Annotated in this window: 13 protein-coding genes and 2 pseudogenes; 6 read left to right on the forward strand and 9 right to left on the reverse strand. The window is 65.6% G+C overall.

The features are described from left to right. Positions 1 to 42: 42 nt before the first annotated feature. Positions 43 to 1,329, reverse strand: coding sequence for an isocitrate lyase (aceA, locus tag A5766_RS02525; protein ID WP_005209419.1), 1,287 nt, complete (start codon positions 1,327 to 1,329; stop codon positions 43 to 45). A gap of 526 nt (positions 1,330 to 1,855) precedes the next feature. Then, positions 1,856 to 2,623, reverse strand: a complete 768-nt coding sequence (locus A5766_RS02530; RefSeq protein WP_039857057.1) for a hypothetical protein — start codon at positions 2,621 to 2,623, stop codon at positions 1,856 to 1,858. A gap of 93 nt (positions 2,624 to 2,716) precedes the next feature. Here A5766_RS02530 and ramB point away from each other — a divergent pair, with 93 nt between their 5' ends. Next, positions 2,717 to 4,138 (forward strand): acetate metabolism transcriptional regulator RamB, encoded by a 1,422-nt coding sequence (gene ramB / locus A5766_RS02535; RefSeq protein ID WP_005209421.1) that lies wholly within the window; start codon positions 2,717 to 2,719, stop codon positions 4,136 to 4,138. A 330-nt stretch (positions 4,139 to 4,468) separates the two neighbouring features. After that, positions 4,469 to 5,755: a lipase family protein gene (locus A5766_RS02540; protein ID WP_064863305.1), complete on the forward strand. Its 1,287-nt coding sequence runs from the start codon at positions 4,469 to 4,471 to the stop codon at positions 5,753 to 5,755. Positions 5,756 to 5,807: 52 nt separating this feature from the next. Here A5766_RS02540 and A5766_RS02545 read toward each other — a convergent pair whose 3' ends face one another. Continuing rightward, entirely contained in the window at positions 5,808 to 6,275 is a 468-nt protein-coding gene (locus tag A5766_RS02545; protein WP_005209425.1) for a MaoC family dehydratase, read from the reverse strand. Positions 6,276 to 6,301: 26 nt separating this feature from the next. On the opposite strand from A5766_RS02545, the gene A5766_RS02550 reads away from it, so the two are divergent. After that, positions 6,302 to 6,862: a carboxymuconolactone decarboxylase family protein gene (locus A5766_RS02550; protein ID WP_039857059.1), complete on the forward strand. Its 561-nt coding sequence runs from the start codon at positions 6,302 to 6,304 to the stop codon at positions 6,860 to 6,862. A 10-nt stretch (positions 6,863 to 6,872) separates the two neighbouring features. Continuing rightward, entirely contained in the window at positions 6,873 to 7,529 is a 657-nt protein-coding gene (locus A5766_RS02555) for a class I SAM-dependent methyltransferase (RefSeq protein WP_005209428.1), read from the forward strand. Positions 7,530 to 7,629: 100 nt separating this feature from the next. On the opposite strand, the gene A5766_RS02560 is transcribed toward A5766_RS02555, so the two are convergent. The 5 genes from A5766_RS02560 to A5766_RS02580 form a co-directional block, all read right to left on the reverse strand. Continuing rightward, positions 7,630 to 8,733: an LLM class flavin-dependent oxidoreductase gene (locus tag A5766_RS02560; protein ID WP_005209430.1), complete on the reverse strand. Its 1,104-nt coding sequence runs from the start codon at positions 8,731 to 8,733 to the stop codon at positions 7,630 to 7,632. Continuing rightward, positions 8,730 to 9,470, reverse strand: a complete 741-nt coding sequence (locus A5766_RS02565; RefSeq protein WP_005209432.1) for an ABC transporter ATP-binding protein — start codon at positions 9,468 to 9,470, stop codon at positions 8,730 to 8,732. The genes A5766_RS02560 and A5766_RS02565 overlap by 4 nt, the downstream gene beginning before the upstream one ends. After that, entirely contained in the window at positions 9,467 to 10,309 is an 843-nt protein-coding gene (locus tag A5766_RS02570) for an ABC transporter permease (RefSeq protein WP_005209434.1), read from the reverse strand. Before A5766_RS02570 ends, A5766_RS02565 begins: the two co-directional genes overlap by 4 nt. Beyond that, the gene (locus A5766_RS02575; RefSeq protein WP_005209436.1) at positions 10,309 to 11,307 is read right to left on the reverse strand and encodes an ABC transporter substrate-binding protein; all 999 of its coding nucleotides are present in this window, start codon (positions 11,305 to 11,307) and stop codon (positions 10,309 to 10,311) included. The genes A5766_RS02570 and A5766_RS02575 overlap by 1 nt, the downstream gene beginning before the upstream one ends. A 194-nt stretch (positions 11,308 to 11,501) precedes the next feature. Beyond that, positions 11,502 to 12,386, reverse strand: a complete 885-nt coding sequence (locus tag A5766_RS02580; RefSeq protein WP_005209438.1) for a DNA-3-methyladenine glycosylase family protein — start codon at positions 12,384 to 12,386, stop codon at positions 11,502 to 11,504. Positions 12,387 to 12,535: 149 nt separating this feature from the next. Here A5766_RS02580 and A5766_RS02585 point away from each other — a divergent pair, with 149 nt between their 5' ends. Continuing rightward, positions 12,536 to 13,390, forward strand: coding sequence for a universal stress protein (locus tag A5766_RS02585; RefSeq protein WP_005209440.1), 855 nt, complete (start codon positions 12,536 to 12,538; stop codon positions 13,388 to 13,390). A gap of 168 nt (positions 13,391 to 13,558) precedes the next feature. Here A5766_RS02585 and A5766_RS02590 read toward each other — a convergent pair. Then, positions 13,559 to 13,801 (reverse strand): annotated as a pseudogene (locus tag A5766_RS02590) (dihydrolipoyl dehydrogenase); the annotation flags it as partial. Between A5766_RS02590 and A5766_RS02595 the strand changes: the two are divergent. Continuing rightward, a pseudogene (locus A5766_RS02595) lies at positions 13,791 to 13,987 on the forward strand (dihydrolipoyl dehydrogenase); the annotation flags it as partial. The pseudogenes A5766_RS02590 and A5766_RS02595 sit on opposite strands and share 11 nt — an antisense overlap.

The following is a 13,987-nucleotide window of genomic DNA, read 5'->3' on the forward strand; positions in this document are numbered from 1 at the left end:
GCCGCCTGGGCTGGAGCAGACCTCGAAGAGGCGGACTAGTTCCTAGTGGAACTGGCCTTCCTCGGTGGAGCCCTTCAGAGCAGCGGTCGAGGTGTTGGGGTCGACCGTGGTGGCGATGCGGTCGAAGTAGCCCGCACCGACCTCGCGCTGGTGCTTGGTGGCGGTGTAGCCACGAGCCTCAGCAGCGAACTCGCGCTCCTGCAGGTCGACGTAAGCGGTCATCTGCTCACGGGCGTAGCCGTAGGCCAGATCGAACATCGAGTAGTTGAGGGCGTGGAAGCCGGCGAGGGTGATGAACTGGAACTTGAAGCCCATCGCGCCGAGCTCGTTCTGGAACTTCGCGATGGTCGCGTCGTCCAGGTGCTGCTTCCAGTTGAAGGAAGGCGAGCAGTTGTAGGCCAGGAGCTGGTCGGGGAACTCGCTCTTGACGGCCTCGGCGAACTGGCGAGCCAGCTCCAGGTCGGGCTTGCCGGTCTCCATCCAGATGAGGTCGGCGTAGGGAGCGTATGCCTTGGCACGCGCGATGCAGGGCTCGATGCCCTTCTTCACGTTGTAGAAGCCCTCGGTGGTGCGCTCACCGGTCACGAACGGCTTGTCGCGCTCGTCGACATCGGAGGTGATGAGGGTTGCGGCCTCGGCGTCGGTACGAGCGACGACGACGGTCGGGGTGTTGGCAACGTCGGCAGCGAGGCGAGCCGAGGTCAGGGTGCGGATGTGCTGCTGGGTGGGGATGAGCACCTTGCCACCGAGGTGGCCGCACTTCTTCTCCGAGGCGAGCTGATCCTCCCAGTGGGTGCCAGCGGCGCCGGCCTTGATCATGGCCTTCTGCAGCTCGTAGACGTTGAGGGCGCCACCGAAGCCGGCTTCGCCGTCGGCCACGATCGGCACGACCCAGTTGTCGACCGAGTTGTCACCCTCGACGCGGGCGATCTCGTCGGCGCGCAGCATCGCGTTGTTGATGCGCTGCACGACGGCCGGCACCGAGTTGGCCGGGTAGAGCGACTGGTCGGGGTAGGTGTGGCCGGAGAGGTTCGCGTCACCGGCGACCTGCCAACCCGAGAGGTAGATGGCCTTGAGGCCCGCGCGCACCTGCTGCACGGCCTGGTTACCGGTCAGCGCGCCGAGCGCGTTGATGTAGTTGTCGCTGTTGACGCCTTCCCACAGGATCTCGGCGCCACGACGAGCGAGGGTGTGCTCCTCGACGACGGTGCCCTGGAGCTCGGCAACCTGCTCGGCAGTGTATTCGCGCGTGATGCCCTTCCACCGCGGGTTGGTGTCCCAGTCCTGCTGGATTTCCGCGGCGGTGCGGGGCTTTCCGACGTTGCTCATTAGCCACTTCGCTTTCGTTGTGCTGCTCGTCCCGATCTCCCGAGACGAATGCTTGTCCGGCTCACAGAGACCGGGGCCTATCTGGACCCGGCCGAAGCTGCCAAGGAATTGCACCCAGGCCGGATGATGTCAGGCCTCCGAGCGCGCGTCGCGTCCGCAAATGTGATGACCACCACAGGATGGGGTCGGAGTTTGCGAACTCTTCGGCACTTCCCGGAAACGCCTGACTCAAGGGTGCCACACCGAAAACACGCAGGTCCAATCCCCTTTGACTGCAAAAATGCGCCAACCATGTGGCGAAGATTTGCAAATTTTGCAAATCTGGAGATGTGAAGAGTCGTCAGCGGAGCGTTAAAAAGTACGCGCGTACTGCGTTTTCTCCGTGCGCTCCGCCGACGGTCGGCATGCGCAGGAGCATCAACCCGATGCCCGCTGGAAAGACTCCCGACACCTCACATGTGGCGTGTTTCACACCGTGGTTCCAGGTACACCCGGCCACGGCCGCTCCTCGTCACCGCGCGGTCGGTCATCTCGCGGCCGCTTTCAGCGCTGTGCCGAACAGATCGACGAACGCGGACGACGACATCGGCTCCACCGCGTCGGCAGGTGGATTCTGCGCCCGGCCGCCCGGACCGTTCACCGTGAGACTGACCGTGAACACCGAGCCTCCAGGGCGCTTCACGAGCGCATATCCGACATATCCGACCTGCTTTCGCACCGTCGAATCCGGCAGCGTCGTCGACACATCCGATCGCGAGAGAAAGGCGCGTTCGACGCTGAGTCCGCCGGGACTGTTCGCGACCTCCGGCGGGTCGGGCAGCGTCGTCGACTCGGTGGTGACCGTCGCACCCGCAAGACTTCCCGCCGCAACAGTGGTCTCAGTCCTACGGCACTGCCCGGTCCTCGTGCGGATGTCGTCGTCGATGTCGCGTCGAACAGTGGATACCAGCTCGACGAGCCCGACGTCGGCCGCGCTCGCGGCGAGCACCGCAGAGTTCGACGCGCTGACCTTCTCGGTGAACGCCGTGTCCGCGGTGGCGCGGCACTCCTGTGGCATCACGGTGTCGGCGTGTGCCGCGACCAGTTGCGCACGGTCGGAGTCCACGAGGTCGGAGACGGTCAGTTGCGTCGTCGCGAAACCCGACGGCAACTGCGCCGGCCGCAGCAACAGATCGGCGGGAGCGACGGCCGTGGCGGTCGAGACCGCGTCATCGTCGCCGCATCCGGCGAGTGTTGCAGCAACACAGGCGAGCAGCGTCGCTGCCACCCACCGTCGAACCCACCGCGCACGCACGGGGTCACCGTACCCTGAGCGGGTCCGACGACATGGCGACCTATGGACTGCGGTGAGCTATGAACAGCAGTGAGCTATGAACGGCGGTGACCTATGAACAACAGGGCCTATGTCGGATCGCGCTTACGTCAGCTTCGCTCCGAACGCGGGCTGTCGCAGGTGGCGTTGGCCCAGACGCTGCGCATCTCCGCGTCGTATCTCAACCAGATCGAACACGACGCCCGCCCGCTCACCGCATCGGTGCTGGCGCGGATCACCGAGGCATTCGGAGTCGACGGCGGGTTCTTCGACTCCCAAGACGACGTGCGACTCGTCGCGGAACTGCGTGAGGCGCTGCTCGACGACGACATCGAGGCCGCCCCGACGACCGCCGACCCCCAGGAGATCGCGGCGATGGTCTCGGCCCACCCCGACATGGCGCAGGCGATGGTGAATCTGCATCGCCGGTATCGGATCGCGATCGATCAGCTCGCCGCGGCGACCGACGAGCGCAGCGACCGCGCCATGCGCGGATCGATCACCGCACCCCACGAAGAGGTGCGCGACTATTTCTACCAGCGCCGCAACTACATTCACGCACTCGATGTCGCGGCAGAAGAGCTCAACGCACGCATGCGGATGCACTCGGGCGACGTCCGACGGGAGATCGCCGACCGGCTCGAACGCGTCCACGGGGTGACGATCGCCCCGCGCGTCGACCTTGGCGACTACCTCCTGCACCGATTCGACCCCGCGACACGACGTCTCGAGGTCTCGGCCGCGCTGTCGGCCGGCCAGCGCGCATTCAAACTCGCCGCAGAACTCGCGCTCGTCGAATTCGACGATCTACTCACCGAATTGGTCGAGGAGGCGAACTTCACCAACGATGAGGCCCAGGCGCTCGCGAAGACCGGACTGGCCAACTACTTCGCGGCCGCAGTCCTGTTGCCCTACACGCAGTTCCACGGCGCGGCAGAGGATTTCCGCTACGACATCGAACGCCTCTCGGCGTTCTACGCGGTCTCCTACGAGACCATCTGCCACCGACTCTCGACGCTGCAGCGCCCGAACCTCCGTGGCGTACCGTGGTCGTTCGTCCGCGTCGACCGTGCGGGAAACATGTCGAAACGCCAGTCCGCCACAGGATTTCACTTCTCGTCGAGCGGCGGCACATGCCCACTGTGGAATGTCTACGAGACGTTCGCCTACCCCGGAAAGATCATCACGCAAATCGCCGAAATGCCCGACGGCCGTGACTATTTCTGGGTCGCCCGCACGGTGGAGAGGCGGGCCGTGCGATACGGCCAGCCGGGCAAGACGTTCGCGCTCGGACTCGGCTGCGAGCTGCGACACGCTGCTCGAGTCATCTACTCGGACGGACTCGAAATCGGCCCTCAGGCGCGAATCACGCCGATTGGTGCGGGATGTCGTGTGTGCGAACGACAACATTGTGCGCAGCGCGCATTCCCACCACTCGGCTCGAGCCTACGTGTCGACTCCCATCGCAGCAGCGTGTCGCCCTACATGTCGCTCTGACACAGTCGACGCAGTCGCTTTGACGCAGTCACACTTTCTCGACAACTCTTCTTGTCGCACAAGCGGACCCCGGTCCGAGGGTTACAGATCCATCACAGGTCATACGTCGTAGCCATTTGTGGATCAATCGATCAGGATGCGCCCTATGGTGGGCGCGGGAGAGGGGAAGCAGCCGTCGGGGGTGCTTCCCCTCTCCCGGTCTGGAGGCACGACGCCATACGTTCAACACGGCGACATTCACCACGGCGAAACTTTGCTGTCGCCGCCTTCGTGCTGGCGTGTGTTGTCGTCCCGAGTGCACCGGGCATCACTGCCGCGGACCCGCCGAACATGATGGGCATCCCCCAGCAGGTCCCCGATGCCATCGACCACGTGGTACCCGCACCGCCCTTTCCGCATCTGTCGAGAATTCCGTTGCGCGCACAGTCACCCGGATTATCTTGGCGGACACAGGAATTGCGCGAGGCCACGCTCCCTACCCCGACCGGGGATCCCATGTTCGACCGCTGGCCGTCGAACCTCGGTTCCCTTCGCCCCGGCACCGTCATCGCCACGCGCGACGTGACCGCATCGGCCGCGCCGGTGGTCACCGCGCCGATTGCGTCGGCAACGCTCATCAAGTTCCGCAGTACGGACGCAGTCGGCACACCAAGCTTCGGTACCGCGACGCTGATCACCCCTACCGCTTCCGCACCTGTGCGCGGACCCAGGCCGATCCTCGTGAACAACCTTCCCATCGATTCACTCGGGACCGCGTGCAACCCGGGTTACACCCTCGCTCACGGCTTTTCGATCGCAAGTGGCGTGACAGACCTACTGCCTCCGACGACGCAGCTCGCGCTTGCGCACGGGTATGGCGTGCTGATCCCCGACCACCAGGGGCCGCGGATGGCATACGCAGAGCCCGTCGTCGCGGGTCACGTCGTGCTCGACTCCATCCGCGCAGCGTCGAACCTGGAGCCGAAGATGTTTGGACACAGCGCAATTGCGATGAGCGGATACTCCGGCGGCTCGATCGCCACGGCCGGTGCGGCGAAGCTCCTGGCCGGGTACGCGCCTGAACTCGCCCCGCGCGTCGTCGGGGCAGCACTGGGCGGCGTGCCTGCCGACTTCCGGATGCTCGTCGGCAGTATGAACGCCAACCTCGCGACGGGACTGTTCCATGCCGCGACGTTCGGCATCGCCCGTGAGCGGCCCGAGATCCTCACCATGGCCAACAATCCGGCTCAGTGGATTGCGTCGTCGCCGTTGAAGAACGTGTGCGTGATACCCGAGGCCCTCGCGGGCGCGACATTCATGCCGATGCAGCTCATGGCAAACGTCGGTGATCCGTTCCACTCGCCCGTCGCAGAACACGTCTACCGCGTGACACAGATGTCCGACACCCGATCGGTGGTTCCGCTCTACATCTACAACGGCGCCCAGGAGTGGTGGATACCGGCCGCCGGGGCGCGCAGCCTGTTCGTCGAACAGTGTCGACTCGGCGCGAACGCTCAGTACCGTGAGGTGCTCGGCGAGCACCTGACCGCTGCCGTGATCGGCTTTCCGGACGCGATGAGTTGGCTCGACGCGCGACTACGCGGCTCACCTGCACGCGGCGGCTGCCCACGTCGGTGACTGTTCAAGCGCTGATCGGTTCGGGCAGTGACGTGTTGAGGCGGCGATGGGTTCAGTAGACGAGCACGCGCACGTTCTCGGCGACGCACGCGGGTTTCTCGACGCCGTCGATCTGCACCGTGCTGCGCACCACCATGGTGACCCCGGCGGGGCTGTCGTCGATCGAGACGATCTCGGCGTTGGCCCGGATTCGCGATCCGACCTTGACCGGGCTGGGGAAGCGGACCCTGTTCAGTCCGTAGTTGATCACCAGCTTGGGCCCGTTCACGGTGAAGATGTCGCCCGCCAGCAGTGGGAGCAGCGACAGCGTCAGGTAGCCATGCGCGACCGTCGCACCGAACGGCCCGTCATTCGCGCGCTCGGGGTCGACGTGAATCCACTGGTGATCACCGGTCGCATCGGCAAACGCGTCGATGCGCTCCTGGGTGACCTCCAACCAGTCGCCGTACCCCAGATCCTCGCCGATCGCCGCTGTCAGCTCTGAGATGCTGTTGAACGTCCGTGGTGTGATGTCCGTCATGAATTCCGTAGTCTACCGTTGCGATCATGACGACCAGTGAAGGTGACGTGGCAACCGGTCCGCGTGTTGCGCCCGGAACATTGAGCGACCTCGGACTCATCAACTGGGTGTTCGCGAGGGGCGCGGCACGCGTCATCGGGGTGCGCGACGCTCACGTCTTCTCCACTCTGGGGCGCACGCGCGGGCTCTTCCGCGCATGGCTCTACTACTCGAGCAGGCTGATGCCGTTCGGCTCACTCTCGCGGCGCGAGTCCGAGATGGTGATCATCCGCGTCGCGCACCTGCGCGGCAGCGACTACGAACTCGACCACCATCGCCGCCTCGGCAAACGCGCAGGCATCGACGACGCCGAGCTCGCACGGATCATCGCCGGACCCGACGCCGGCTGGGGTGACCGGGAGAAGTGGATGCTGCAGTCCGTCGACGAATTGATCGCCGACAAGGACATCAGCGAGACCACCTGGACGTCGTTGCGTCGTCATCTCGACGAACGCCGGGCCATCGCCTTCGTCTTGCTCGCGCTGCAGTACGACTCGTTGGCCACCACGCTGCACACCTTGCGGGTTCAGCGCGACGAACGCGTGTGAGGTTCCCACGATGACTTCGCTGGCCCAGCGGGCCATGAACAATCCACTGTTCAGCGAAGTCTATGAACGACTGTGGCGACCGGCGTTCACCCGACTGTTCAGTTTCGGCGGGTCCTCGACCGAGGTCGCCGATCGCGCACTGGTTGCGCATCTGGCTCGACCCGGTGAGCGCAGCATCCTCGACGTCGCGTGCGGCCCGGGCAACTACACGCGGCGGCTGTCAGCGGCGCTCACCGGCGACGGCCGTTGCGTCGGCATCGACTTCTCGCCGACGATGCTGGCCAAGGCCGCGGCCACCAACAGCGACGAACGAGTCGCCTACATTCGCGCCGACGCACATTCGATTCCGTTCGGCGACAACACCTTTGATTCCGTCGTGTGCCTGGCAGCGCTGTATCTGATTCCCGACCCGCTGCCGGTGATCGACGAGCTCGTACGGGTCGCCACACCAGGTGGCGAGGTGGCCGTATTCACTTCGGTCGTCACCAACCTGACCGGACTGCCGGGCGTCCGAACCGTCACCGCGCTCACCGGGTATCGGATCTTCGGCCGCGCCGAGATCGTCGATCGCCTGCGGGCGGCCGGAGCGGTCGACGTCGAGCAGACCATCACCGGGCAGGGGCAGTTCATCCTCGCCCGGCTACCGGCCGACGAAGACCGCCCCTGAATGTGTGTTGAATCGAAGGATGTGTGCGCTGCAGCACCCACATCCTTCGATACGACACATATTTAGACGCCCAGCTTCGCGCGCCGTCGACCTCTGACGCTCAGATCGCCTGCGGCGCGCGGGCTTCGGCAGCGCGCACCAGCGGCGCCACTCCCTCCGCGAACCAGTACGCCTCCTCGATGTGCGGCTGACCGGACAGGATGAAATGGTCGACGCCGAGCGCGCGGTACTGACCGATGAGGTCGGCCACCTCGGCGTGGCTGCCCACAAAAGCGGTGCCGGCACCGGGCCGCACCAGTCCGTAACCCGCCCACAAACCGGGGTATACCTCGAGATTCGCGAGGTCGGCGTTCAACGACAGTTGTCGACGCTGACCCTCCGACTCGGACTGCAGAAGCCGTTCTCGCGCAAGGGCAATCACGTTCGGGTCCATGCGGTCGACCAGCTTGCGGGCTTCCGCCCACGCCTCTTCGCGCGTGTCGCGGGTGATCACATGCGCACGGATGCCGAATGAGAGTGTCCGGCCGTACTTCGCGGCCCGGGCACGCACGTCGTCGATCAGTGCGGCTACCTTGTCCGGCGGTTCCCTCCACGTGAGGTACGTGTCGACGTGTGCGGCAGCAACCTCCCGCGCGGCGTCGCTTGCGCCACCGAAGAACACGGCAGGCGCTGGTTGCGGGGGCCGTGCCACGGTGGCCCCGGTGACGTCCAAATACTCGCCGACGAAGTCGTACGGTGTGCCCGACCACGCCCCGCGCACAATCTGTAGGAACTCCGCGGTACGGGCGTACCGTTCCTCCTTGCTGAGGCGATCACCGAAGCGCTCCTGCTCTTCCCTGTCGCCGCCGGTCACGATGTTCAATGCCAATCGCCCACCGGACAGTTCGGCAAACGTCGCGGCCTGCTGGGCGGCCAACGTCGGCGTGATCAATCCCGGCCGGAACGCGACGAGGAACTTCAGCCGAGTGGTCTCCTGAATGAGCGCCGCGGTGGTCACCCACGCATCCAGACACCAGGTTCCGGTCGGGGTGAGCACCGACTCGAATCCCAACTTCTCGGCGGTCTTGGCGACGAGAGTCAGGTACTCGAGATCGGGGGCACGGTGTGCCGACGCGGTGCCGAGGACACCGGACGACTGCAGCGCACCGAACACCTCTCGACCGTCGCCCGACGTCGGCAGAAACCAGTGGAATGACGCACTCATCGGGCAGGCTCCTCAACAGCTGTCGCATTGGTGTCTCGGCTTCCGACGCCGAGGTGGCCGAGCACTCGTTCACGCAGTTCGACGACGCGCTGATCATCCCGATGGCGGGGACGCTCGACGTCGACCGCGACGTCGTACGCGATGGCGCCGTCCTCGAGGACGAGCACTCGGTCGGCAAGCACCACGGCCTCCTCGACGTCGTGAGTGACGAGCAGCGCGGCGAATCCGTGTGTGCTCCACAGCCTTGTGAGCAGTGTGTGCGCTTCGATCCGGGTGAGCGCATCGAGTGCACCGAATGGTTCGTCGAGCAGTAGTACTTCTGGATTGCGCACCAATGCGCGAGCAAGCGACGCACGCTGGGCTTCTCCACCGGAGAGCGTCAGCGGCCAGGCGTCGACGCGATGCGATAGTCCGACCTCGTCGAGCGCCGTCACCGCCCGCGCTGCGGCATTGCCGCCGGAGAGGTTGAGCGACACGTTCTTTCGGACGCTGCGCCACGGCAGCAGCCTCGGCTCCTGGAATGCCACCGCGCGCGATCCGTCGACCTCGAGTCGGCCACCGTGCTGGTCGTCGAGCCCGGCGATGATCCGCAGCAACGTCGACTTGCCCGAGCCCGACCTGCCGACGAGTGCCACGATCTCGCCGCTGTGCAGTGTCAGATCGATGCCGTGCAGCACCTCGACGTTGCCGAAGGAACGTGTGATCCCCTGTGCACGAACAACTGTCTCGCCGCTCATCGACTCACCCTCCATCGGAGCAGCCATGCCTCGAGGCCGCGGACAATCGAATCACTGAACAGACCCAGCAATGCGTAGATCACCAGTCCGAGGACGATGATGTCGTTGCGGAAGTAGGTGCGCGCATTCATGACCAGGTAGCCGAGCCCGGCGTCGGCGTTGATCTGCTCCGCAACGATCAGCGACAGCCACGCGACACCGAGGGACAGACGAAACCCGGTGAGGGCGCTGGGCGTCGCTCCGGGAAGAATCACGGTGCGTGCCAATCCGATTCGCCCGAGACCCACCGAGCGACCCGCCTCGATCAGTTTCGCATCGACGCCGTGGATACCCGACACCAGATTGAGGTACAGCGGGAACAGTACGCCGAGCGCCACCATGTAGACCTTGGGCTCCTCGCCGATACCGAACCACACGACGAACAACGGGATCAGCCCGAGGAACGGCACAGTGCGGAGCATCTGCAGTGGCGGGTCGATGGCCAGATCCGCGATCCGGAAGAAGCCGACGAGCAGACCGAGCGCGACTGCCAACACCACGCCGAGCGCCAGGCCGATGCCGACACGCTGCAGCGAAACACCCAGCGCCGCTTGCAGTTCGCCTGTGCCCCACAGTTCACGCGCCGCCGCCCACACCTGTGTCGGCGGAGACAGCTTGCTGGCCGGAATGACACCGTTGGTCGATAGCACCTGCCAGGCGATCAGCAGGACGAGCGGTGAGATGAGGCGCAGCCACGGACCGACCGACAGGCGCGTGCGCCGTCGGGTCGACGCGCGACGACTGCCTGCGTCGGCGTCACCCCGGATCGCGGTGGCCGAGCCCGCGACTGCCCCCGTCATCAGTTCGTGCCCGCGAGTGCGCCGTTGAACTGGTTGTCGAAGTAGTCGGCGGCCTTGGGCTTGTTGGGGATCACCTTGGCGTTGGCGAACAGGTCGATGAGATGCTGATGCTTGGCGATCTGCTCATCACCGATCGGGACCAGAGAACCGGACGACGTCGAGAACGTCGCTCGTGCAACGGGTTCGGGGAGCTTGGTGAGTTTGCTGTAGATCGGAATCCACTGGTCCTCATGGGTCACCGACCACTTGTTCGCTCGCGCGAGACGGCCGACGAGATCGCTGATCGCCTTCTGCTTCGCCAAGTCGCCGAGCGACGCCGAGGAGGCGAGGTAGTACGCCTGCTGGGTCACCAAGCCTTCGCCGTCGGAGACGACCTTGGCGCCGTGCTGCGAGATCGCCACTTGCGCAAACGGATTCCAGACCGCCCAGGCGTCGACCTGGCCGTTGGTAAAGGCCGAGAGGCCCTCGGTGGGCGTGAGGTAGGTCTGCTGGATGTCACTGGGCTTGAGGCCCGCCTTGTCGAGGAGCGCGAGCACGAGTCCGTTGGAGCTCGATCCCTTGGTGAAAGCGACCTTCTTGCCTTTGAGGTCGGCGATCGACGTCACCGACGAGCCGCTCGGAGCCAACAGGAAGTCGCCGGGCTTCTCGCGTGACTGGACCGCCACGATCTTCAGGGGCGCACCGCTGGCCTGCGCGAAAACCGGTGGCACATCGCCGGTTCCACCGATGTCGACCTTGCCGGCCGCTGCGGCTTCGAGCAGTGGCGGACCCGACTCGAACGAAGCCCAGTCGATGTCGTAGGGCAGGTCTTTCAGCTCACCGGATGCTTCGAGGAGCGACTGGGTCTGCTTGACCTGATCGCCGACGGTGAGGGTGATGCGTTGCGCCGATGCCGACTGGCCGCCGCTACCCGAATCATCGGACGAGCATGCGCTCACAGACAGCGACAGCGCAGCCACGAGCCCGACGGCCAATGCGCCCCAACGTTTCCTCGACACGGTACTTCCTTTCCAGACCACCCCCGCGGGTGTCGATGTTGGGAAGAATTGTCGGCGCCGACGTGGCGATCACACCAATCGCCGCCACCGCCGCACTCCGCTGGCGAACGTATCGGCCCAGCTCAACTGCGCCGCAAATACTTCCACTCACCGGGACTGAAATGCACGCGTCGATCAGCGCAGCTCGACGCCGATCACAGCTCCCGATAGTCGCGGACCGACATTCGGTGCCCCCGACGCGGCGCCCAGGTGCCGTGGAGTTCGGCCATGCGCACGATTCGATAGCGTTGGCCCGCATAGGGTTCCAGCAGCTCCAGCATCCCGGCGTCGTCGACCTTCTCCCCGATCAGCGTATGGCCGATGAGAGCCGGGATGTGGTAGTCGCCGACCGGGACGACGTCGGTGTCGCCGACGGCTCGCGCTCGGGTTTCCGCGACAGTCCACGGGCCGACTCCGCGGAGCACCTCCAGCTTGTCGTGGTGACGTTCGACGTCCAGTGCCGTCGCACCTCTGATGGTGCGCATCCGCACGGGCTCTGCACCACTGCGATGCCACTCCCACACCGGAATCCGCGCCCAGTCGGCCCGCGGGGGTGGCACGCGCATGTCGCGCGGAACCGGTCCCGGAGCGGGTTCGCCGAACCGCCTGAGTATGTGCCGCCACGCCCGCCACGCCTCGGTCCCGACGACCTTCTGCTCGAGGATCGCCGGCGCTAGCGCCTCCCACACGCGGCCGCTGCTGCCGATACGCAATCCGGTCGACGCCGCGACCAATCGAGCGACGGCAGCGTCTTTCGGCACCAGTGCGGCCGGGTCGTCTGAGGCGCCGAGCATGTCCGGCATCTGCTCGAGTAGCCACGCGGCGCCGGGACCCCAGGCACGCCCGCGGATCGTCGAACCGTCGGTGGCGACGGCCAGCGTGCCCGGTCCGTCCGGAGTGTGTACCGCGCGCCAGATGGAACCGTCGGCTCCGTATCGGAAAGCCGGGTCGCCGCTGCCACGCCGGTGCAGCCCGAGCGTCGCGCGGATGTCGACCGGCTCCAGCGGTGTCCACGAACGTGTGGCCTCACCCCTGCTCATCACCTTCTCCTCGCCTACGCCTCCTCGACTGTAGTCGTCGTGTCCGACATCGCTCGGGTAGCACACTGCTCGCATCGGGGGCGTGCGACCCGATTCGGATGGGACGTAAGCCTCACGATCGACGTCGCTGACCAGCGCACACTCGGATCATGAGGTACTCGGAACCCATCACAGTCGGCATCGACGGTTCGTCGAACGCATTGGCAGCGGCGCGCTGGGCAGCGCACACAGCATCTATCCATCAGACGACCCTCGACATCGTGTTCGCAGTCGAGGCGGCATCACCCCCACTGATCGAATACGCCGTACCCGAGACATTCTTCGACGCTGCACGTCTGGGCGCCAAGGCCGCGCTCAATGCTGCGACGGAGGTCGCCCTCGAAGAGGACCCCGATCTCGCGCCGCGCACACACATCGTCACCGGTTCGCCGCGTGGCGAGTTGCTCGCGCGCTCGCGGGCGTCGTCGATCATCGCTGTCGGCGCGTCCGGAACCGGCCGTCTCACAGCGGCTTTCATCGGGTCCACCGCATCGGCGCTGACATCGCACTCGGTATGCCCCCTCGCGGTGATCCGCGAGAACAACGACGACGTCGGACCCAACGGTCGGGTCACCGTCGGCGTCGACGGTTCTCCCGAGTCACTGGAGGCACTCGATTGGGCAGCGCACGAGGCCACCGATCGAGCTGCTGAACTTGTCGTACTCTCGGCTTGGGACGCAACGGGTTTCGACCACACGCGCCAAGCGTTCACCACAGCGGCACACCAGATCGAGGGCACACTCGCCGTACCTGTCGAAGCGATCAAACGACGCCTACCCCGCTTGCGCGTGACCACGCAGATCGTCGACGACGCTCCGGTTGCCGCACTCACGAAGGCGTCGGCCGACTCGGACGTCGTCGTCGTCGGCAGTCGGGGGCGCGGCGGATTCACCGGGCTTCTACTGGGGTCGACGAGCCAACGGGTTCTGCATTCGGCCCAGTGCCCGCTGATCATCGTGCCGTGATCTCAGTGCCGTGATTCCCCTACTCTGAAGCCTCGTCGCCGAATACACGCGAGCCGGGACCGACATCGTCGTCGGTCCCGGCTCGCGTGTATTCCGTTGTGCTGCAGACTCTTCTACAGGTTGATCATGTGCCCGATCGCGCCGTGGCTACACGACGCAACGCGCGGCTCACAGGTTGATCATGTGCCCGATCGCGCCGTGGAACGTTTCTTGCATTGCTTCGCTCATGGTCGGGTGGGTGTGGACGTTACGGGCCAGTTCCTTGGCCGTCAGGTCCCACTTCTGCGCGAGCGTGAGTTCGGGCAGCATCTCGGAGACGTTGTCGCCCACGAGGTGTGCGCCGAGAAGCTCGTCGGTGTCGGCGTTGGTGAGGAGCTTGACGAAGCCCGCGGTCTCGCCCATGCCGCGCGCGACGTTCTGCCAGCCGCAGGTCGCCTCGTTCGGACTGACCGAGCAGCAGGCCAAGGACGCCGGTTTCAACGTCAAGGCCACCACGTTCCCTTTCAGCGCGAACGGCAAGGCGCGCGGCATGGGCGAGACCGCGGGCTTCGTCAAGCTCCTCACCAACGCCGACACCGACGAGCTTCTCGGCGCACA

The organism is Gordonia sp. 852002-51296_SCH5728562-b, assembly GCF_001665475.1.
GTDB lineage: Bacteria > Actinomycetota > Actinomycetes > Mycobacteriales > Mycobacteriaceae > Gordonia > Gordonia sputi.

Coding starts and splice junctions, on each gene's coding strand:
- A5766_RS02570 (WP_005209434.1), bottom strand. CDS start 10,309: ATGACGGGGGCAGTCGCGGGCTCGGCCACCGCGATCCGGGGTGACGCC.
- A5766_RS02580 (WP_005209438.1), bottom strand. CDS start 12,386: ATGAGCAGGGGTGAGGCCACACGTTCGTGGACACCGCTGGAGCCGGTC.
- A5766_RS02585 (WP_005209440.1), top strand. CDS start 12,536: ATGAGGTACTCGGAACCCATCACAGTCGGCATCGACGGTTCGTCGAAC.
- A5766_RS02555 (WP_005209428.1), top strand. CDS start 6,873: ATGACTTCGCTGGCCCAGCGGGCCATGAACAATCCACTGTTCAGCGAA.
- aceA (WP_005209419.1), bottom strand. CDS start 1,329: ATGAGCAACGTCGGAAAGCCCCGCACCGCCGCGGAAATCCAGCAGGAC.
- A5766_RS02560 (WP_005209430.1), bottom strand. CDS start 8,733: ATGAGTGCGTCATTCCACTGGTTTCTGCCGACGTCGGGCGACGGTCGA.
- A5766_RS02545 (WP_005209425.1), bottom strand. CDS start 6,275: ATGACGGACATCACACCACGGACGTTCAACAGCATCTCAGAGCTGACA.
- A5766_RS02540 (WP_064863305.1), top strand. CDS start 4,469: ATGATGGGCATCCCCCAGCAGGTCCCCGATGCCATCGACCACGTGGTA.
- A5766_RS02565 (WP_005209432.1), bottom strand. CDS start 9,470: ATGAGCGGCGAGACAGTTGTTCGTGCACAGGGGATCACACGTTCCTTC.
- ramB (WP_005209421.1), top strand. CDS start 2,717: ATGAACAACAGGGCCTATGTCGGATCGCGCTTACGTCAGCTTCGCTCC.
- A5766_RS02550 (WP_039857059.1), top strand. CDS start 6,302: ATGACGACCAGTGAAGGTGACGTGGCAACCGGTCCGCGTGTTGCGCCC.